General features: G+C 47.0%; 22 protein-coding genes and 1 pseudogene. 9 read left to right on the top strand and 14 right to left on the bottom strand.

Going from position 1 to position 20,065, the window contains the following annotated elements; all coding sequences use genetic code 11:
* A pseudogene (locus L5M49_RS21815) lies at positions 1-219 on the top strand (ISAs1 family transposase); the annotation flags it as partial.
* 489 nt (positions 220-708) lie between these two features.
* The gene (gene mtnC / locus L5M49_RS21820) at positions 709-1,389 is read left to right on the top strand and encodes an acireductone synthase (RefSeq protein WP_105253037.1); all 681 of its coding nucleotides are present in this window, start codon (positions 709-711) and stop codon (positions 1,387-1,389) included.
* A 116-nt stretch (positions 1,390-1,505) separates the two neighbouring features.
* On the opposite strand, the gene L5M49_RS21825 is transcribed toward mtnC, so the two are convergent.
* From L5M49_RS21825 to L5M49_RS21850, 6 genes are all read right to left on the bottom strand, one after another.
* Entirely contained in the window at positions 1,506-2,597 is a 1,092-nt protein-coding gene (locus L5M49_RS21825) for a hypothetical protein (protein WP_263169374.1), read from the bottom strand.
* A gap of 269 nt (positions 2,598-2,866) precedes the next feature.
* Positions 2,867-3,253, bottom strand: coding sequence for a carboxymuconolactone decarboxylase family protein (locus tag L5M49_RS21830; RefSeq protein WP_263142254.1), 387 nt, complete (start codon positions 3,251-3,253; stop codon positions 2,867-2,869).
* A gap of 212 nt (positions 3,254-3,465) precedes the next feature.
* A complete protein-coding gene (locus tag L5M49_RS21835) occupies positions 3,466-3,816 on the bottom strand; it encodes a MerR family transcriptional regulator (RefSeq protein WP_113941230.1) in 351 nt (116 codons plus the stop codon).
* A gap of 3 nt (positions 3,817-3,819) precedes the next feature.
* Positions 3,820-4,215 (bottom strand): GFA family protein, encoded by a 396-nt coding sequence (locus tag L5M49_RS21840; RefSeq protein WP_105250932.1) that lies wholly within the window; start codon positions 4,213-4,215, stop codon positions 3,820-3,822.
* A 25-nt stretch (positions 4,216-4,240) separates the two neighbouring features.
* Entirely contained in the window at positions 4,241-4,819 is a 579-nt protein-coding gene (locus L5M49_RS21845; protein WP_263211906.1) for an NAD(P)H-dependent oxidoreductase, read from the bottom strand.
* Between the two features lie 67 nt (positions 4,820-4,886).
* Positions 4,887-5,246, bottom strand: a complete 360-nt coding sequence (locus L5M49_RS21850; RefSeq protein WP_105250930.1) for a MerR family transcriptional regulator — start codon at positions 5,244-5,246, stop codon at positions 4,887-4,889.
* Between the two features lie 194 nt (positions 5,247-5,440).
* Between L5M49_RS21850 and L5M49_RS21855 the strand changes: the two genes are divergently transcribed.
* The 3 genes from L5M49_RS21855 to L5M49_RS21865 all read left to right on the top strand — a co-directional run bounded on the left by L5M49_RS21855 (position 5,441) and on the right by L5M49_RS21865 (position 6,935).
* Positions 5,441-5,869 carry an acyl-CoA thioesterase gene (locus tag L5M49_RS21855; RefSeq protein WP_173248526.1) on the top strand — a complete coding sequence of 143 codons (429 nt, stop codon included), beginning with the start codon at positions 5,441-5,443 and terminating at the stop codon, positions 5,867-5,869.
* 61 nt (positions 5,870-5,930) lie between these two features.
* Positions 5,931-6,197: a GNAT family N-acetyltransferase gene (locus L5M49_RS21860; RefSeq protein WP_263211908.1), complete on the top strand. Its 267-nt coding sequence runs from the start codon at positions 5,931-5,933 to the stop codon at positions 6,195-6,197.
* Between the two features lie 45 nt (positions 6,198-6,242).
* Positions 6,243-6,935, top strand: a complete 693-nt coding sequence (locus L5M49_RS21865; RefSeq protein WP_263211910.1) for a hypothetical protein — start codon at positions 6,243-6,245, stop codon at positions 6,933-6,935.
* A 66-nt stretch (positions 6,936-7,001) separates the two neighbouring features.
* Here L5M49_RS21865 and L5M49_RS21870 read toward each other — a convergent pair whose 3' ends face one another.
* The 7 genes from L5M49_RS21870 to L5M49_RS21900 all read right to left on the bottom strand — a co-directional run bounded on the left by L5M49_RS21870 (position 7,002) and on the right by L5M49_RS21900 (position 15,392).
* Complete coding sequence (locus L5M49_RS21870) at positions 7,002-7,550, bottom strand: HPP family protein (protein ID WP_263211912.1); 549 nt, start codon at positions 7,548-7,550, stop codon at positions 7,002-7,004.
* A gap of 123 nt (positions 7,551-7,673) precedes the next feature.
* Positions 7,674-8,084, bottom strand: coding sequence for an acyl-CoA thioesterase (locus L5M49_RS21875; protein ID WP_168826862.1), 411 nt, complete (start codon positions 8,082-8,084; stop codon positions 7,674-7,676).
* A gap of 126 nt (positions 8,085-8,210) precedes the next feature.
* The gene (locus L5M49_RS21880) at positions 8,211-10,667 is read right to left on the bottom strand and encodes a toxin-antitoxin system YwqK family antitoxin (RefSeq protein ID WP_263266833.1); all 2,457 of its coding nucleotides are present in this window, start codon (positions 10,665-10,667) and stop codon (positions 8,211-8,213) included.
* 142 nt (positions 10,668-10,809) lie between these two features.
* Positions 10,810-12,618: an AMP-dependent synthetase/ligase gene (locus L5M49_RS21885; protein ID WP_219251699.1), complete on the bottom strand. Its 1,809-nt coding sequence runs from the start codon at positions 12,616-12,618 to the stop codon at positions 10,810-10,812.
* 192 nt (positions 12,619-12,810) lie between these two features.
* Positions 12,811-14,127, bottom strand: a complete 1,317-nt coding sequence (locus L5M49_RS21890; protein ID WP_263206974.1) for an ABC transporter permease — start codon at positions 14,125-14,127, stop codon at positions 12,811-12,813.
* Complete coding sequence (locus tag L5M49_RS21895) at positions 14,124-14,987, bottom strand: ABC transporter ATP-binding protein (RefSeq protein WP_263206972.1); 864 nt, start codon at positions 14,985-14,987, stop codon at positions 14,124-14,126. Before L5M49_RS21895 ends, L5M49_RS21890 begins: the two co-directional genes overlap by 4 nt.
* 33 nt (positions 14,988-15,020) lie before the next feature.
* On the bottom strand, positions 15,021-15,392 hold the full coding sequence (locus L5M49_RS21900; protein ID WP_131524556.1) for a GntR family transcriptional regulator: 372 nt from the start codon (positions 15,390-15,392) through the stop codon (positions 15,021-15,023).
* Between the two features lie 93 nt (positions 15,393-15,485).
* On the opposite strand from L5M49_RS21900, the gene L5M49_RS21905 reads away from it, so the two are divergent.
* The 4 genes from L5M49_RS21905 to L5M49_RS21920 all read left to right on the top strand — a co-directional run bounded on the left by L5M49_RS21905 (position 15,486) and on the right by L5M49_RS21920 (position 19,432).
* Complete coding sequence (locus tag L5M49_RS21905) at positions 15,486-17,105, top strand: alpha/beta hydrolase (protein WP_263206970.1); 1,620 nt, start codon at positions 15,486-15,488, stop codon at positions 17,103-17,105.
* Between the two features lie 3 nt (positions 17,106-17,108).
* On the top strand, positions 17,109-17,843 hold the full coding sequence (locus L5M49_RS21910; protein ID WP_063881864.1) for an ATP-binding cassette domain-containing protein: 735 nt from the start codon (positions 17,109-17,111) through the stop codon (positions 17,841-17,843).
* 82 nt (positions 17,844-17,925) lie between these two features.
* Positions 17,926-19,074 (top strand): ABC transporter permease, encoded by a 1,149-nt coding sequence (locus tag L5M49_RS21915; RefSeq protein WP_263206968.1) that lies wholly within the window; start codon positions 17,926-17,928, stop codon positions 19,072-19,074.
* A 109-nt stretch (positions 19,075-19,183) separates the two neighbouring features.
* Positions 19,184-19,432, top strand: coding sequence for a hypothetical protein (locus L5M49_RS21920; RefSeq protein ID WP_263175907.1), 249 nt, complete (start codon positions 19,184-19,186; stop codon positions 19,430-19,432).
* A 73-nt stretch (positions 19,433-19,505) separates the two neighbouring features.
* Here the strand turns inward: L5M49_RS21920 and mog are convergent, their stop codons facing one another.
* Positions 19,506-20,039, bottom strand: coding sequence for a molybdopterin adenylyltransferase (gene mog, locus L5M49_RS21925; protein WP_106648670.1), 534 nt, complete (start codon positions 20,037-20,039; stop codon positions 19,506-19,508).
* Positions 20,040-20,065: the final 26 nt, after the last annotated feature.

Genomic DNA, 20,065 nt, shown 5'->3' on the forward strand with positions numbered 1-20,065 from the left:
CATTGGCACATCGAGAACCTGCAACACTGGGTGCTTGACGTCACTTTTAGGGAAGACTGTTCAAGGATTGGTGACCGTGAAAACGCGAAGAAGATGGCGCTATTTCGTCGTATCGTGCTGAACCTTTTAGAGCAGCATCCGCTAAAAGCCAGCAAACCAACCAAGATAAGAAAAGCTGCATGGAATGGCGATTTTAGGAGCGATATTTTCTTTGGTTAAGAGATTTAACAAAGCTTAATCCCGCCCTGCGCTGGCAACCAATGAGAAGCTGATAAAACTCAATAAGGCTAATAGGATACCAAAGCCAAGTGCGGGTAAATATTTCATGTAAGGTCTCTCTATTCGCAGGTGAAATATGCTGTCTCGTCTCCCGAAAACCACAGCATGCAAGGTATAAAGGAGTAAAGAGACTTTAACTACAATAGCAGCCTAAATTTCCCTTAGCTATTAAGACCATAGTCTTATGTCTACCACAAACTTGTGCGCAATAAACGAGATGAAATCCAGTATCAAGTTAGTGTTTTCTCGGATAATCAGTGGATAAGCTTTTAAAATTACTAGATTAATCAAATTTCAATCTTATCGCTTAGTGATATCACCCACAATTTGCCCATGTGTTTGGGTGAAATAGACTAGCCAATTTCACCAATAACGCTTAGGATCGGAGTTGCATTTTTTAGCCAACATATTGTGGAGTATCAAAACATTATGGGTATCAGAGCCATAGTCGTAGACACAGCAGGCACCACGACAGACCTAAACTTTATCCAAGATGTACTATTCCCCTATTCTGTCAAAGCCTTGCCAGACTTTTTAGAACAGAACCAACACAATGTATTGGTTGAAAACTGTATTTGTGACACTAAAGATATCGCCCTAGAGCCCGAGGCTGACTTAGCGCGTGTAACTGAGATCCTGCAACAGTGGGTCAACGAAGACCGTAAAGCTACGCCACTTAAAACCTTACAAGGGTTAATTTGGAAACAAGGCTATGCCCATGGCGAATTTAAGGGCCATATCTTCCCGGACTTTATTGAAGCGGTGAAACGTTTTAGCGCACAAAATCTGCGTATTTACAGTTTTTCATCCGGCTCTGTCGACGCGCAAAAACTGTTGTTCGGCCACAGTGACGGCGGCGATTTAACTGAAATGTTTAACGGCCATTTCGACACTCGCACGGGCAACAAATTAGATAAGCAGGCTTACTGCAATATCCTCAACACCATCAGTTTAAGCCCCAAACAAGTACTGTTTGTGTCTGATGTTATTGAAGAATTAAAGGCTGCCGACGCTGCGGGCATGATGACCTGCCAAATGGTTCGCGACAGCAAGCAACGCACTGGCGAGTTCCGCAAAATCAGCAGCTTCGATGAGCTGCTGATTGAATAATGCGATTGTTGAATAACGTGATGGTTGAATAACGTGATGGTTGAATAACACGATAGTCAGCTCAAGCTAGCCGATAAAACGAAAGCGACCTTGTGGTCGCTTTTTTATTAATTGACTCAATTGCCCTTCACCGCCAACGGAAACGCGGCCGAGATACATTTTTCCACCTCAAAACGATAACCATAATCCGCATTCTTATCGGGTGTGATCAACAAAATCTCGTAATCATTTAATTCAATCACATTCGACTCGGCAGGCTTTTTACAACGCGAGCGGCCATTGGCTTCAAGTGAAAATGCGAACGTAGCTAGCCATTGCCGCACTAAGTACTGATATTGAGTTCGCACCGAGGCGTAGGCCTTTTTGCGCTCTTCCTCTTCCAGCTCGCCGTCATCATTACTATTCTCAGCCTTGCTCGATTTATCGCTTTCAGAGTCAAGAGCAGTCTGAGTTAGCTCTACAATCGGTACCGTCAGCACATCGGTCGCATCCGGCAACCGTCCCGATTTAGGCTCGCGAGGCGCATGCTTAGCGGCTTCTTGGGGAGAGGTAATAAAGTTGCCAAATGAGGTTTCAATGCGCGTCTCTAAATCAATTAACAGGCTCAAGTGATACAAAACCACAGTCGCTAGCACGATACGGATCAAAAAAGTCGTTTTACGGAATGAAGTATGCGAGGTAAGCCGTAACGATTTGACGCCTAAAGGTTTAAGCAAAAAGATCAATATTAAATAGATAGGAATAATCAACTGCAATGCCAGCAGCACAATCGCGCTTACCATCAAAAACCAAGCGGGCATATAGAGTAAAATCGCTAAGTTATGGGTGTAATTGAGATCGCTTGCTGATACCCCAACCACTTCGTTAACTATCGCGCCAGACCAGCCCAAAGCAAAGTTGGCAATCATCGCATAAAACAGCAACAACACAGCTTTGCCCGCCAAACTGTGCCAAACCCGCTCGAACACAGGCCAAAACTCGATGGCCATAGCGATTACGGCAATCACAGCGACCAACCCCATTAACTCGCTACTAAAAGCCAATATCAAAGCAATAAGATACAGCTTTTGCGCAAAGGATAACTTAGCAACCCCTAGGATAAGACAGCGCCAGAACTTGCCCAAACCTAAACGGATGTCACTCAGTGATGGTAAGCTGAGCTTTCGCAAGTATTGGCGAGCTGACCCAATGTAACCGATTAAATTCATTATTATTTTACATTCCATTGAAATAGTAAGACGGGCAACATTTGCCACTGTAATGTGCAAAGCACAGTGATGGCAACTGTGCCACTCAATCTCGGTATATTGGTCACTTTGGCTATCTCTAGCCAAAGTCGAACGTTCTGTTTAGAGTCGAATGAAAGCTCTGCAACACCCCATCGCCCGTTTAAATCCAACTAAAATGAACTTGAGAGAGGAAATCAAAGCGGCCTTATGGTCACTCTTGCAAATCGATAAACCTGACTCAGGACTAACTAAACGACGCTTAACTCCCGCTCAGAAAATACGGTTTTAGCGACAAACATGCCATTAAGTGCAGCAGGAAAGCCAGCATAAACCGACATTTGCAATATCACCTCAACAATTTCCTGCGGCGTACAACCGACATTCAATGCGCCATTAATATGTACGTTTAACTGTGGCTGGCAATGCCCTAGCGCCGTGAGTGCGGCAACGGTCACTAGCTCCCGCGTCTTAAGATCGAGCCCTTCACGCTGATAAATATCCCCAAAAGGATATTCAATAATGTACTTGCCTAAGTCAGGGCAAATATCGGCAAGACTGCGGATGACTTTCTCCCCCGCCTCACCGTCGATTTCAGTCAGTTTAGCGAGGCCCTGCACATATCTTTGATTACTCATTTTTAGCTCCTGTTGGATTAAATCACAGCAAGCAGCCTAAACCTTAGAGTTAACTCTAAGTCAATGGTTCATTGATGGATGACACAGGCAATGCGGATCAGTAAAACTAACCCTCTGTTTAACTCGCCGACTAGAGGCGCAAGCAAATAGAAAAGTAAATAATATTAGCTTTTTAGCATTTAACCACAAATGTTAGCGACTGAGCTTAGCCACTAAAAATGAGTTTGGTAATAGTGAATTTTTTGCTTAAGGGCAGCCAAATGCTCCTGCTCTTGGCGAATACGCTCAGCCAATTGTGTTGCATGTTGCTCGAGCAACTGCTGTCGCTGGCCAGCGGTTGCATCGCCTTGGACACGCAACTCGGCATAGGTCAATATCTGCTTTAACGGCATGCCCGTTTCTTTTAAGCGATTGATAAACCCAATCCATTCCGCTTCTTTCGCCGCATAATCACGATGCCCGCTGCCATTTCGCACGACAGACTGCAGTAGGCCAATTTTCTCGTAATATCTGAGCGTATGCGCCGACAGCCCTGTGAGTGCAGCAAACTGACCTATGTTCATAATCTAACGATCCGCAGGATGGTTAACGCCATCATTCGTGGGCACATTTTCGAGATCGAATGGGTTAACCCCTTCGAGGCAACCAATGTTGTAACCATACTCATGGGGATTGGAACGTCGCTGGTGATGGGTGTAAATACCGCAGATAGAGCAGAAGTAGTGTTTGGCAGTTTTGGTATTGAATTCATAGAGTTTCAGCGCATCTTCACCCTTGAGGATCTTAATCCCCGCCAGCGGCACAGAGCCAACCATTGCGCCCTTACGGCGACAGATAGAGCAATCGCAACGGCGTGGATTTTCGATGCCATTAGGCAATGACAACTCCAATACCACGGCACCACAATGGCAGGACGCTCTGTGTTTTGGCTGAATAAGAGTATTGCCCACTTGTTTAATCACACCCCACTCCTTGTTTCGCTCGATTCTATAAACCTAAATTCCCCAGCCGCTGCACCAACGCTCGCCATTGTTGCAATTGCGGCTCCTTAGCACTCATCACTGGCCCCAACATATTGGACTTAGCCCGCTTAAAACCACTAAAAACTAAGGTGGCGGTATCAAGCTGTTTGAGCGCGGGAGCGCCTTGAAACCACTTGTAATACCAAGGCGGCGTGTCCATAGTCATGATAATTCGCGAGGTTTTATGGCGCAGCAACTTAGCGGGTATCAATTTACCTTTCTCATATTTAAATGCAAACCCAGATAAAAATGTCCTATCGATTAAGCCTTTAAACTTAGCAGGAATACCGCCCCACCAAATCGGGGTGACAATCACCACATGCTCCGCCCACTGGATATTCGCTTGAAACGCTAGCAAATCGGCTTCGAGTGGCTGAGGTTGACGATAACCATATGTCAGATTCGGGTCAAAATTCAGCTCAGCTAGTTTGACGATTCTCACTGAGTGTTTATCTGCCGCCGCTTGGGCATAGGTTTGAGCCAGATGCTCACAAAAACTCTGCGCCTTAGGATTACCACAGATCACTAAAATCTTTTTTGCCACGATGAAACTCCATAACAGTCAATGTGGCAAATAGCATAAACTCTGCCCCTAAGGGGAGAGTCAATACCTAAGGTAACAGCTGTGATTCACAGGAGGTGAGCCCATCAATACAGGCATCTAACTGAGTGACTTTATGTTCTAACTCACTTATCTGGCGTAAAAAATCCGCTTTAATACCCAACAAAAAAGCCTGCACTGTGGCTAACTGAGCATGCTTATCGCCTTGTTCGAGTAAATCTTTTAGTTGGACAAGCTTAATACCGAGGGCTTTAGCCTCTTTGATCAGCAACAACAGCCTAATATCCGCCGCACTATAAATACGATAACGCCCCTGACGTGCGGGAGTGTCGATTAGCCCCCACTCCTCATACAAGCGAATCGCTTTTATCGACAGCCCTGTTTGCTTTGCCGCTTGTCCAATATACATAGCTCAACCTAACCCGTTAAAGACATTACTCATATCTGCATTGCTTGCCATTATCATCCACAGTATCAGCTTAGGCCAAGACTTGTCGCAGCAATCTTATGCTGCTAGTCTGGCCGCTTAAACGAGCGTTTTAACTTGGGATTTTTATCATGGGATTTAAACAACAGTTGCAAGAAGGTGTACAAGAACAGGCAATAGAAAAGTTTCTCGCACAGCACCCCATAGTCACAGAAATCCCCGTTGCTTGGGGTGAAATGGATGCCCTACAACACGTAAATAATGTGGTTTATTTCCGCTATTTTGAAACGGCACGTATCGACTTTTTCAATCGCCTCTTCCCGCTAGATACCCTGTATAAATCCGGCATTGGCCCCGTAATTAGCGAAAATCAGGCTCGCTATAAACGCCCAGTGACTTTCCCCGATACTTTATTGGTAAGTGTCAGTATTAGCGATATTCACAGCGATAGATTTACCATGCATTATCAGGCTTTTAGTAAACAGCAGCAGGCAGTAACGACGTTAGGTACTTCAGTCGCGGTGATGTTTAACTTTAAAACGGGCAAAAAAGCCGAGTTACCGGCAGAACTGCTAGCGATTCTCAAACAGCACGAAGTCGCTTAAGCTATTCAAATCGATAACGAATTGCCAGCACACTTTAGGCCATACCTTGAGGGAAGCATGTATGTCAGATAACGAAAATATCGAGATAGCCATTGAACATCAACAGGATAGACAGCGTTTTATTATCCCTGTCGACGGCTATGAAGCCGTGTTGGAATACCGATTATCAGACAAGGATATCGATTTTAGCCGCACCTTTGTCCCCAACGAACTGCGCGGTAAAGGCCTTGCCGAACGCTTAGTGCGCCATGGCCTAAAGTGGGCAAAAAACCAGGATTTTGAGATAGAAGCCAGTTGCTGGTATGTGCAGAAGTTTTTGAAAAACTAGACTTAAAACATAAGCAAACACATCGCAGCAAAGGAGTACCGCTACATGACAGTCGCATTATGTCGTAAAAGCTTACTGCTTGTAAGCCTACTTATCTTGTCCGCCTGCCAACAACGCCAAGCCATTCTGATTACCCAAGGTATTGAACCCGTTAAGGTAAAAGCCATTGAAACCGCCTTGATTCAATCTGGCTGGCAAGTAAGTCAGAGTGCCATCGCCATTCCGGCAGAATTCCCTAATACGGCCATTGCCACCAATCCCGCTTATCGCGATTCCCAAGCCATCACTGAGATTGAAGATCTCCTCAAAGGCCAAGGTTTTGCCGAACCGACAGAGTATAAATTTGCCGAAGGTAAGCACTTTTTCAGTATGAATAATATCGGTATTTACTTACGTAACAGTGAACAGGCTTTGCAACCTTTGCCACCAGACTTTATCAGAACAGACCATTGCGCTGCGGGAGATGCAACCCTGAATCTTTCGCCTCAAGGCCAAGCCGTGCTCGAATATGAGAGGCCCATTAATGACAATTTTGAATTAGAACAACACACAGGAACTTGGCAATTCGATGGTGCGCAACTCAGTGTCACATTAAACCGAGCCCAGCAGGTGTTTAAGTTAACCCACGAGCAAAGACCTATTTGGCGTGGTCTCAGCCCTGCGGATATCTACACGCCAATCCAAGATTCTAATTTCAAAGTGCTTAACTGCACCTTTTTGCTTATCTATCTTGAGTAGAGCCTTAAGCCGTATCCGAGCTTAAGCCTTTATTTTTACATTTAAAAACACTTGTACTGTACAGAGCTAAATCCAATACACAGGGTAATGGCGCTTGGGATCGGTGGAGAGGTTATTGACCACCAGCGCGACCAATAAGAGTAATACTGAGCCGAGGAACACTGGCATTAGCGCGTAGAGAAAACCGAGTTGATGCACGTTTTCACCACCAATCACAGCGATCAATGCCGTTGCGCCGCCCGGTGGATGCAGAGTGCGGGTCAAGTACATTAATGCGATAGACAGGGATACCGCTAAGGCGCTCGCCAGCACCACATAATCGCCACACACTTGGTACACTGCGACCCCAATTAAGGCCGATAACACACTGCCACCAATCAAGTTACGCGGCTGAGAAAACTCCGCCAGCGGTGCACCGTACACTAGCACAGCCGACGCGCCGAACGAGCCAATGACAAACATAGTGTCGACGAGGTTTTCACTCATATAATTTGCGAGACTCGCAACCAAGTAAATGCCACAGAAAGCCCCCACCCATGACCACACAATCTTTTTAAGTGGCTGTCTTGGTGGACAAATGTCCTTCGATCGCATGCGGGTAAAATAGAATCTCATGGTTAATCCGAACCGATAAAAATTAAGCAATACAGATAAGTGAGCTGCATCACAGTTAACGGGTCGACAAATTAACCCTTCAGCAGCGCAATTGCAATTACGCTGACCGAAAGAGTAAGCAGACTAAGCACTTTCACCATTCAGATTAGCGAGCATTTCGCGGATATCTTCAGGAATCGGGCGGCTTTTTTCACTGCTGTAATCGTAGTGCACTAAGGTAGTTTTTACTTCGGCGGTCTTGTTACCCGCTTGCCAACAGGTTTGGGTCAGCTCGAAGCTGCTATTACCGATACGGCTGACATAGGTTTTTACTGTGACACTCTTGCCATAGTAAGTCGGCGCGATAAATGCCACGGTAAACCCCGCCACGATAAGATTCCACTGATGTAAATCTAACTCGGGATTAAAAATCTCAAAGATTGGCGTGCGCGCCGCTTCGCACCATACGGGGATAACAGTGTTGTTGATATGACCTAGGCCGTCGGTTTCAGTAAATCTTGGATTGATTTCGAGACTGTATTCTGTGGCTGACATGCAAACTTCCTTTTTATTATTTTATAACTGGAAGAGCGTGGTGATTATCGCAATGAAACCAAACCACCAAACTCATCCATTATCCTAAGCCAAACAGGTTCTAGCCACTAGCCCAAACCCAGCATTTTAAAACTGACAACTCGCCGTTTCTGGGGTTTGCTTGCCGTTAGCATCGTACTTTTTAAGGCATCCAGCCTTACCCATATCATACATTTTCTCGTATTCTAACTTGCCATTTTTATAAGACTTATACACCCCATGAGTTTTTGGGTTCTCTAAGTGATAAATCTTACGGCCCTTAGTGATATGTGAGTAATCGGCAAAACCCGGCTCTTCGGAATAGATGACACCGTTAATGTAGCGCTTGTGTACCACATGCTGTTCATCGATACGCAGCATTTCATTCGCTATCTTGCCATTCATGTCGTAACACACTTTATCCACGGCATAATTGCTATCGAGGTCTTCAATACAACTCACGGCACCATTATCAAAGTACTCCCGCTGTATACCGCAGCGCGCAATGGCGTTATCCCAGAAATAAGGTTCACCGTTCCAGGTTTCGCCTTCTTGCTGGCAGTAGTTCCACAGGCTTCTTAATTGCCCATTGGGATAGAAACTGTAATGGGGGCCAGAGACACGGTTATTCACTTGGTGACCATATCGGGAGAGTGAGTAACCACCATCAGTGGAATAACTGATACTTGGGCCGTATTCCTTACCCGCTTTGTACGTTTTTAAATTTAATAAACGGCCATTGGAATCAAACTGATATTCTTTATCTACAGCGCCATTGGTGTAATAAGCCAATTTATACAAGGAGCCGCTGCTATGATATTCGCGCTGCTCACCGTGTTTTATCGATGAAATTGCTTCATTTTTACCATTAATCACCCCTTCACAATCATCTGAGTAGGGATTCTCACGCATAATACATTCATCGTGCGAAGGCTTAAGCGTCACCGCTTCATTGAATTTATAACTCGTTAGTTCAGTCAGCTCACCGTTCTGGGGATTAAAGCGCATTTGCTGACCATCCAACTCTCCTTGGCGGTAGTTAGCGATATCCACCACGACATTCGGACTTGAATACCAAATACTCTGACCATTAAGGCGACCCTGCTCATAATGACGGGTATTAAACATCAGATTATTTTTGTCGAATGATTTAGACTCTCCTTGACGTAAGCCATTGACATAGTTCACTTCGGTACGAGTCCCATCTTCGGCTTTAAATACCCAAGGGCCAGTGCGTTTTCCTGCAAGATAGGCGCCTTCACCTACTTGATCACGGAAATGTCCGCTCGTCACTTTATCGACCCAAGCGCCTTGCTTCACACCCTTTTGATACTGGCCTTTGCTACCATCAGCCTCAAGCCACTCGCCATCTTTTACGCCATTGAGATAAATGCCTTTTGCCACTAATCGCTTATCGCCTTCTGCACTGGAGTCATAATCGGGCTCATAGACTTCGTAGGGGCCGTCGAGCACATCCTGATTGTAATGGGCAAAACCAAAGCTATCGGCCTCATCGAACATCGACTGTGCAATCCATTTACCTTGCTTTTTACCGTCAAGATATTCGCCTTCCCAATAAATGGCTTGGTTCTCTGTCTCCATCCACTTACCGACTTTTTTGCCCTGTTTGTAGTTACCAGAGTAAACCACGCTACCATTGCGACCATCGTAGGCCGCATATGGGCCATCAAGCACGCCTTGGGCATAATGACTTTCACTGGCAAGCCCTGCCCAAGTACTCGCCATGCTCATACTCATAAAATCGTAGGATGGGCCAGTTTTAGGGATCACGGCACCACCACTTTTAAGCCAATCAAAGTCATCGGCCTCAAAGGCCACGCTCACCAACACAAAACTGCCATCTTCTTCACTATATCCACTGCGATCAAAGGTGGTCACTAAGCTATATTGGCGCTCAATCCCTTGGGCATCTTTATCTTTGCGAGTGAGTGGATAACGTAATTTATATTCGACGGCGGTCTTCACATCGACGGGGGAACCTTCGGAATTACGATAACCCACTAAGGTCGGCTTGAGCTTAGTAGAACCATCGACAATCGCTTTAATGGCGGGATCTTCAATCGCGTCAACATCATAGGTCATACGATATTGTTGCGGCGGAATTTGGCTTAACACTTTACGAACGCTACCCACGGTAAACGAGGTTAAGGTTGGTGCGACTTCATCGAGCACAACCTGTAGACGGGGAAGTTTTGTGAGATCATCCCCTTCAAAACCATAGCCCCGTAAATGCTGACCATCGGCATCTTTAAGCATGACAACCACTTCTTTGGTGCCACCTTTATCAAAATCGAGGTAAAAAACCGCAACCACTTCAGCAGAACCATAATCATCAAGACGCACGCCGGGCGCATCGCCATAGAGCATTTCGCCCCACACTTTATGATCTTTTTGATAGAAATTGAGCCATTGCCCGTTAGGCAAGTCCACTGGGCCATGGACGATTTTGTCGTAATCCTCAGCGTCAGCTGCAGGAATGACAGTTAAAGAAGATAACAACACCGCACTCGCTGCAGTGAATAAACTACGAATCGAAAGTTCCATTTAACTACACCTTTTATACCGACGCCTCGCGCCTCATGCGCACCAGTAAACGGGGCGAATTTTAAGCGAAGAAAAGCACTTCAGGAAGTAGTAGATAAAAAAAAGGCCGCTTCTGCGGCCTTTAGCAACAACAAGTTAACAATTAGTTGTTGTACATAGCATTTATTTCATGGGCATATTTATGGTAAATCATCTTGCGGCGCAGCTTGAGCGTTGGGGTGATTAAACCCGCTTCCATCGAAAACGCTTCAGGCAACAGAGTGAACTTTTTAATCTGTTCAAAACCGGCCAACTCATGCTGTAACTGCTTTAAGCGTTGCTCAAAATGCTCAACCACATGACTATGGCGCAGCAATTCTAAAGGTGACTCATACTTCAGCCCTTTGTCCTTCGCCCACGCTTCCAGTGACTCAAACGCTGGCACAATCAAAGCGGTCACATAATTACGCGCATCGGCAATAATCGCCACTTGCTCGATAAAAGGACAACAGCCCACGGCGCCCTCAACCCTTTGCGGCGCGATATATTTACCGTTAGAGGTCTTCATCAATTCTTTAATACGATCGGTAATAAATAAATTGCCGTTCGCATCGAAACGCCCTGCATCACCGGTTTTTAACCAACCATCTTCAAACGCAGCGGCGGTATCTTCAGGACGGTTGTAATAGCCGCGCATCACAGTCGCGCCGCGGACTAAAATCTCATCGTCCTTACCTAGCTTAATTTCGGTTTCCAGCAAAGGTTGTCCATTGGAACCTGGCACTCGATTACCTAAGGTATTGCAGGTCACAGTCGCGTTAGTTTCTGTCATACCGTATCCACAAAGTACTGGAATATTAATCGCATGGAAAAAACTACCGACATTCACATCTAAGGCTGCGCCACCGCAAGGCATAAACTTCAAACGGCCACCGAGCACGGCTTGCAGCTTGCTATACACCAGCTTGTGCGCCAAACGCCATTGCAGCGACAACCACAATCCGCCCTTAGCACGACCTTGGCCAACTTCGAACTGATGTTGGCCGACGCGCATCGCCCAAGCAAACAACTTCTTACGACCGTCGGCTGATTTGGCGACTTTATCTTGTACGGCGCTATACACTTTTTCGAGGAAACGCGGCACCACACACAAGGTATGTGGACGCACGGCGCTAATCGCCTCTTTCACTCTTTGGGTATTTTGCAGATAGACGTTATGGCCGCCACGGCACAAGACGTAGAAACTCCAACTGCGCTCAAATACATGGCTCAATGGCAAAAATGCCAAAGACACATCGCCAGAATGGAAGGCCAGTTTTTGATCGTGCTGGCGTATGGTAGACGCCATATTACGGTAATCCAGCATCACGCCCTTAGGATCGCCCGTCGTGCCGGAGGTATAAATTAAGGTCAGTAAATCATCGAGATTTGCAGCTTGTAAACGCTGATTAAGCTCGGCTTCTTGCTCAATGTTTAACTGAGTGTCACCCGCCAGTAGGGTATCTAGATGCCAATGCTGATTGGCCTTATCGGCAGCGAGTGTCACGCTGGCATCGAATACAATCACATGCTCTAGGCTTGGGCATAAGGCTTGCAACTCACACGCCATGGCGTATTGCTTAGCATCGTCGACAAAAATCACTTTAGCTGTGGCGTCGTTAACGATAAAGCTCGCCTGTTCGACGGTACTGGTGGGATAAATTGGCACCACAACGGCGCGAGTTTTGAGAGTGCCGACATCGGCACAAGTCCACTGCGGGCAGTTTTGCGCCAGAATAACGCAACGGTCTTGCACTTGTACGCCAAGTTCGATCAACACTTGTGCAATTTTACTGCTGATTTGGTCGAAGGCTTGCCAACTCACCTGATACCAAGGAGCGGCCATTTCAAAACCTTCCAGCGCTACTGCGTCTTTTAAAGACTCGCTCTGCTGCTGTAGTAGTCGAATAACATGATATTGATCGAGAGACATAAGAGACTCACCTTTTTAGCTTACAAGTGTACCGCTTTTGCAGCATTCTACCTGAAGGCCAAATAAAAACTAAGAGTTTTTGCTCTAATGTTGTGCAAATGTCGCCCAAATCACGCTGTAAATAGGCTTTAGCGGCGTACCACTCTTAGTTTCACTTACTTGCCAGAGCGAACAAAATTTAATCTCGGAACGTCAACATGCTCTCATAACATCGCCCTTCCAGAGGGTTTTCTTGCCCCAAATCAGTACCGCTTGCCCCAGCAGTATTAAGAGTAGATCCCATAGCAACCAATTAGTTAAATTGCCGCCATCACGTAAAGAGGTAAGGCTGATGGACACCCACAGGGAATGCCCCGCGACGACCATCATAGTAAGCGTGATATGCAAAACTCGGCGACACATACAGCCAAAACCTAACGTCAAAGCGCAGGCCCAGTAAGTGCTGAGCACGAGATGACCCACTAACTGCATATTCAGATCACCATTGAGCCAGCCCAACAGCAGACTACACGTCAGCATAATGCCGACGACCACATTCAGGAGTCTTTGCTGTCCAAGGCAAAATGCCGCTATGAGTCCTTTTCGACCATCAAACCCTGGCATCAACAATAAGGTTTCTGTCGAGCGTGAGCGTTGCACTCGGCTCCAATGCACCAACGAACAACTAATCACGCTGAACTGCGCCAAAAACAATAATACAGGGGCGTTCCAATGAAATTGATGCGACAACAGCCCAAGCACTAAGGCTAATATAGGCAGTAATAACAATAGAATGGTGAGCATAGGGCCAATAAAGAAATTGGTCGGATGCAAATAACGCTCGAAGCGACTCAAGATACGCATGGATTGCAGATTGGGCAGCCAAAACCAGCCCATTTCGAGACCATTGAGATATACCGTCCTCGCCTCAGCACGCCAAGGTAAAACACGGCATGCACGCGCAATCAGCATACCTAAAATCAGCAGGGTAATAGCACTTAGCCAAAGGGGAATGTGCCCTGTAATCAATGGGATAAATGGCATTAAGACAAAGAGCAAAAACGAAGCATAAAACCACTGAGTGCTGAGTAAACAAAGCCAAATAAAAGTTAAACTCATCACCAAAGCCAGCACTAAGCTCGCTAGGCTAGCCGTCAAACCTAAAGCCAAACAGAACAAGACTCCTATGCCAAAAACGCTGACTAAAACAATGACACTTTGAATGTAGATATGGCGACGATAATGGGGAATTAACTGTGCACATTCATTCGCCATCAGACGTATGAGTTGCCATGCAACCGCCGCCGAGCTTGAGATAATACCCATAGAAAACAACAGTTCAGCACTATCATTTTTACCATAAACCGCAGCGATACAAGCTAAGATCACCCCCAGTATAGCCGTACCTAAAAAGCTCACACTGCCGATATCAAAACACCAAAAGCGCAGCATGCCCTTGAAAGGATTCATTCGTTGACTCGTTCTTTTGCCCTTCGCGACTTGTATCTGCTTATGGTGCGCCGCACTCATCTGTGTAGCTCCATAAACAGTTGCTCCAAGTTTAAGGCTTCATTCTTTAACACGCCTGATATTGACGCGCTGTGCTCACCTAAATCCACCAGCACTGAATCGCCAACACGGCTCAGCACTGTAATTGACTCGGGCAAAACAGCTTCAGGCGCGAGAGTGAGTAGGCGCACTTCTTCACGCAGGGCATCGATTTCCTTAAACAGCACTAACTCACCCTGTTTTATCAGTGCGACATGGCTAGCGACACGCTCTAGATCTGAAGTGATATGGGATGAAAACAGCACGGCAGAACCAGATTCGAGGGCGAGATCGAACAAATCGACCATAAATTTGCGCCGGACTATAGGGTCGAGGCTGGCAACGGGTTCATCGAGGATTAACAACTCAGGGCGATAGGCCATCGCCATAATTAACACTAATGATTGCCTTTGCCCAACTGATAAACGCTGCACCTGTTGGGTCACATCTAACTCGAAACGTACCAACCAATCTTGCTCTAATTGCATGTCCCAATTGGGATAAAAGCTGCGGTGTAAATCGAGGGCGCGTTCAATGGTAAAACCTTCATAACCAAAGGGTTGCTGCGGCACATAACCTAAACGCTCCTTTGCCTTTGAGGTTAAATTTTCGGGCGTTTCGCCTAGGGTAACAATACTGCCAGAATCCGGTGTGAGCACACCCAAGGCACAGCGCATTAGGGTCGATTTACCCGCCCCATTTTGCCCCAATAACCCCACCACCATACCCGCCGACAAAGTTAACGATAAATCCTTAAGCGCCCACTTTTCACCTGCGCCTTTACCGCGAAAGACTTTATTCACTCGGTTAAATTCAAGTATTGGCGTGCGCTTTTGGTCCATCGAATTTCATCCTTTTTATTCTATTTATCGTTTCTAATCTTGCCAGCGCTCATTTAGCAGTTGCAGCAACTCTGGCAAGCTGACACCTAACTGCTTTGCCTGCGACAACAGGGCATAGATCTGGGGTTCGAGCAGGCTAATACCCGATGCCATAGTCTCAGTTCGCAACGCGACTTTTGTCGCTTGGCCACGGCGGCGTTCGAGCCAACCTTGGTCAACCAGCTGTTGAATGGCGCGGGAAACTGTCATGGGATTTACCGCTAAATGCTCGGCAATCTGGCGCACTGAGGGTAATACGTCTTCCACTTGCAGTTGACCGCCCACAATTAAACGCACGACTTGTTCGTGTAATTGTTTGTAAATGGGTTCACCACTGCTGGGGTTGACATTTAAAAGTTCTAACATTAGCCTTTACACACTGTATTAATACATTGATACACCGATACACTGGTATTTAAATTAACACACTCGTCCTGAAATGCAAAAAGGAAAGCGCGCATGATACATAGCATGACACACAGGAAGTTAAGCAACACAGTTCAACGCCTTGTGCCAACTCAGCCACGGCATGGTGCCACATGGCGCACGCGTACTTTGAGAATGAGCGCCCTCATACTGGCAATGGCAAGTACGGCGACGTGGGCGAGTGAGGTGAAAAGCCAAGAGACACAAGCGACGGCAGATATCGCGAATAAGACCGACACTTGTTATGTGGAAGGCGTATCCGATCGCCTAAACTGCGGTTTTATGACTGTGCCAGAAAACCCTAACAAACCCGATGGCAAACAGATCCAAGTGCATTACGTTGTTTTGCCTGCGGTGAAAAATGCCAACCATGAAGAAGCCTTGCTAGCGATTGCCGGCGGCCCAGGACAATCGGCCATAGAGAACGCGGCAGGTTTCGATGCCATGCTGAGCAAAGTCCGCCAACAGCGGGATATTTTACTGATCGATCAAAGGGGCACAGGCCGTTCGAATGTGCTGGCCTGCGATGAAGGTGCTCAATCTCCACTGTCCTTCGATGACGATAATGTCGATACCTTAGCCGAAACGCAAAAATGCTTAGCCAAAATTGATGCCGACGTGACCCAATATGGCAGCCTCAATGCGATTAAAGACTTCGAAGCCGTACGTGCGCACTTAGGCTATAAAAAACTACATATTTACGGCATCTCCTACGGCACTCGCATGGCGCAACTTTACATGCGTTTATATCCAGAGCACTTAGCCACAGTGACCTTAGACGGCATAGTGCCCATGCAGCAAAGCGTATTAGAAATCGGCTCTGCGATTGATCGTGGCTTCGACTTATTGTTTAAGGATTGCCAAGCAACCGCCGCCTGTAACAGTCAATTCCCCCAGTTAAAGGCAGACTTTGAGCGAGTCGACGCTAAGCTCGCCACAGGCCCTGTGATGGAAAACGTTTACGATCCCGTCACGGGCGAAAAAACCATGTTAACCATGACGCGCGGTAAATTCTCTGGCTCGATCCGCATGGCACTGTATCAAGCCAATGTGCGCGCCCTCTTGCCCCATGCGATTCATCAAGCATCGAAAAACAACTTCCAACCCATACTCGGCCTATATGCCCTCACTATCGACAATGCTGGCATGGCGATGGGCATGCACGCCTCTGTGGTCTGTGGCGAAGATATGCACCGCATTACCCCAATCATGCGCGAGCAGGCCAAAAAATCCTTTATGGGCAGAACCATGCTCGAAGGCTTAGAGGCGACTTGTTCAGTATGGAAAGTCCCCGCGGTCGATGACAGTTTTAGCGAACCTATCAGCAGCGACATTCCGACCTTGTTGTTATCCGGCGAAATCGACCCCGCCACCCCACCAAGCTGGGGCGAGTTAGCCATGGAAAAACTCACCAATGCCAAACACTTTATTGCGCCCTACGCGACCCACGGCGTGGCCTATCAATCCTGCGCCAATAACCTGATTGCCGATCTCGTCCGCTCGGGCTCAGTCAACAATCTCGACGGCGAGTGTTTAAACAAAGATGTGCGCCGCAGCTTTTATTTAAATGCCAGCTCGGTGGAACCGCTTAATACGACCAGCACAAAAACCACGACAACAGATGATCACGCCAGCACTGGAGCTAAGGAATAAGCCATGATTAAAGTATCCCATCTTTCCAAGCGCATCGGTGACGTGCAGGCGCTGAATGACTTAAGTTTTGTCGCACAAAACGGCCAAATCACAGGATTACTCGGCCCGAACGGGGCAGGTAAAACGACCTGTTTACGCACTATCTTTGGCCTGCTGAAACCCGATAACGGCAAGGCTGAAATCGAAGGCATAGATGTCGCCATCGACCCTATTGGCGCTAAGCAGCAACTCGGGCTATTCCCCGACCCTTTTGGTTTGTATGAACGCTTAACACCACGGGAATACATTCGCTATTTTGCCGAGCTAAGCGGCTTATCATCCAAGGAGGCCAAGGAAGCCACCAGCCAAGTGATTGCGAAATTGCGCCTCGAAGACATTAGCGATCGCCGCTGCAAAGGCTTCTCCCAAGGACAAAGAATGAAAACCGCTCTCGCACAGGCAATCGTCCACAGCCCGAGCAATATTATCCTCGACGAGCCGACCCGTGGGCTGGATGTGATGAGCACTCGCCTGCTGCGTGACATTCTTATCGACCTTAAAAATCAAGGACATTGCGTGCTGTTCTCGAGCCACGTGATGCAGGAGGTCGCCGCACTGTGTGACCAAGTGATCGTTATGGCCCAAGGCAGAGTCGTCGCCATTGGTAGCCCAACAGAGCTTTGCATTCAAACAGGCAAAGACTCGCTCGAAGAAGCCTTTATTCAACTGATCGGCACGGATGAAGGGATAGCGGCATGATGACTCAAACTAACAAGAATGCAGGCAGCATCAATGATGTACAAGCTCAGATAGATAAGATCATGGATAAGGAAATGACAGCATGAATAAAATAATCGCTATGGTTCGTAAAGAACTCATCGATGCCGCCCGCGATAAGCGCTCTGTGATGGCGGGTCTGTACTACGCCATAGGCACACCGTTGATCATGTGCGGCCTATTTATGGTGTTAATTGGCCAATTAACCAGCCCCGATGATTTGAAAATCACCATTACAAATCCCGAGAAAGCACCTGATTTAGTAAGATTTTTATCGAATAAAGGCATCACTCAAGGCGCAGCCGATGGCTCTGACGCCAAAGACCTTAAAGCAATAGAACTGATCATCAGCACCGACTATGCCGCGCAAATGAACCAAGGCAAAAGCGCTGAGATCACTATTGTGGCCGATAACTCTGAGGAGAAACTGCAGAACTCGATTCGTAGACTCGAGAAACAACTGCAGGCCTACAGCGCTGAAATGGGCAGTTTACGTTTAATTGCCCGCGGTATCGACCCGCGCGTGGTGCAGCCACTCAAGGTGAATGTGCAAGACAAAGCCACCACAGACTCTAAGGGTGGGATGATCTTAGGTATCGCCATTTTCACTATGATTTACTCGGTATTTATCTCGGGCATGAACCTCGCTATCGACACCAGCGCGGGTGAACGTGAACGTAACTCGCTGGCTTTGTTACTTAGTCATCCACTGACGACGCGCCAATTAGTGCTGTCGAAAATCATCGCCGTGAGTCTGTTCGCTTTGCTCGGTTTAGTGCTGATTTTGCTGGTGTCTAAAATCGCTTACACCTTTGTGCCTTGGCAAGAACTCGGCTTTAGCGTCAACATCACCACGAAATTTATGGCGCTGATGTTAGTGGTCGGCATCCCCGTCGCGTTAATGGCCGCTTGCCTACAATTGTTTGTGTCTTTCATGGCGAAAACCTTTAAGGAAGCACAATCCTACCTGACCATGGTGTTGTTTGTGCCCTTAGCCCTGTCGATGGCCGCCAGTTACAACATAGCGCCAGATATGCTGCAGTGGCTGCCAGTCTCGGGTCAGCAACAGGCATTAATGGACTTTATCAAAGGTAAAGACTTGCCCATGTTGCAGTTACTGGTTTCGACCTTAGGCACACTCGCCATTGCGGTATTGCTCGCCTTTGGCATGGAAAGGTCGCTCAAGAGTGAAAAAGTGATCTTCGGTTTATAGGTCGCTTCGATTGATAAACTTGGGGACGATAAACTTAAACCGACAAACTTGAGGAGCGATAACTAAGTCGCTCCCAAGTTGAAAACCTCAATAGCTACGGGAGTTTGTTATGGAAAACGAATTTGTCTTAATGGTGATTATGGTCAGCTTCATTATTGGCCTCAGCGCTACTGAGATGTTTAAGCACTATTTAAAGGCGCGCCAACTTGGAGTGGGCACCGCAGACGATAGGCACCTTGAGGATAAAGTGACTCAACTCAGCCTACAAAACCAAACACTAATCGAGCGAGTACAAATACTTGAAAAAATAGTGACAGAGCCAGAGTACGAGCTAAAGCAGCAGATTAATCAGTTATGAACCCTAAGCTCCTCAAACAACAAAGCCACTGGATTTTCAGTGGCTTTATTTTTTTACAGGCTCGATAGCAAGATTACTTAGCCTTAGGCCTGAATGGTTTGATAACCGACTCATTGCACTCTAAATACGGGCCTTCCATCAAGTCGATACAGTAAGGGATAGCGGGGAACACGGCATCTAAACATTCGCGAATCGATTTTGGTTTGCCGGGCAAATTCACAATCAATGAATCGCCACGTAACCCTGCGGTTTGACGAGACAAAATGGCGGTAGGTACAAATTTTAATGACTCGGCGCGCATCAACTCACCGAAGCCTGGCATCATGCGATCGCAGACGGCTTCTGTCGCTTCTGGGGTGACATCGCGTTTCGCAGGTCCTGTGCCGCCCGTAGTGACAATCAAACAGCAATCCTGCTCGTCGGCCATTTTGATCAGCGTCGCTTCAATCACATCCTGCTCATCGGGGATCACTTGATAAATCGGCTCCCACTCGCTGGTGAGATAGTCGTTGAGCGTGTCGATAATCGCCTTGCCTGAGATATCTTCATAAATTCCCGCGCTGGCGCGATCGCTGACCGTCACAATACCGATTTTTGCTTTGCTCATAGGAAATCCCCAATGATGTTGAAATG

This window comes from Shewanella sp. SM74, assembly GCF_025653725.1.
Classification (GTDB): domain Bacteria; phylum Pseudomonadota; class Gammaproteobacteria; order Enterobacterales; family Shewanellaceae; genus Shewanella; species Shewanella oncorhynchi.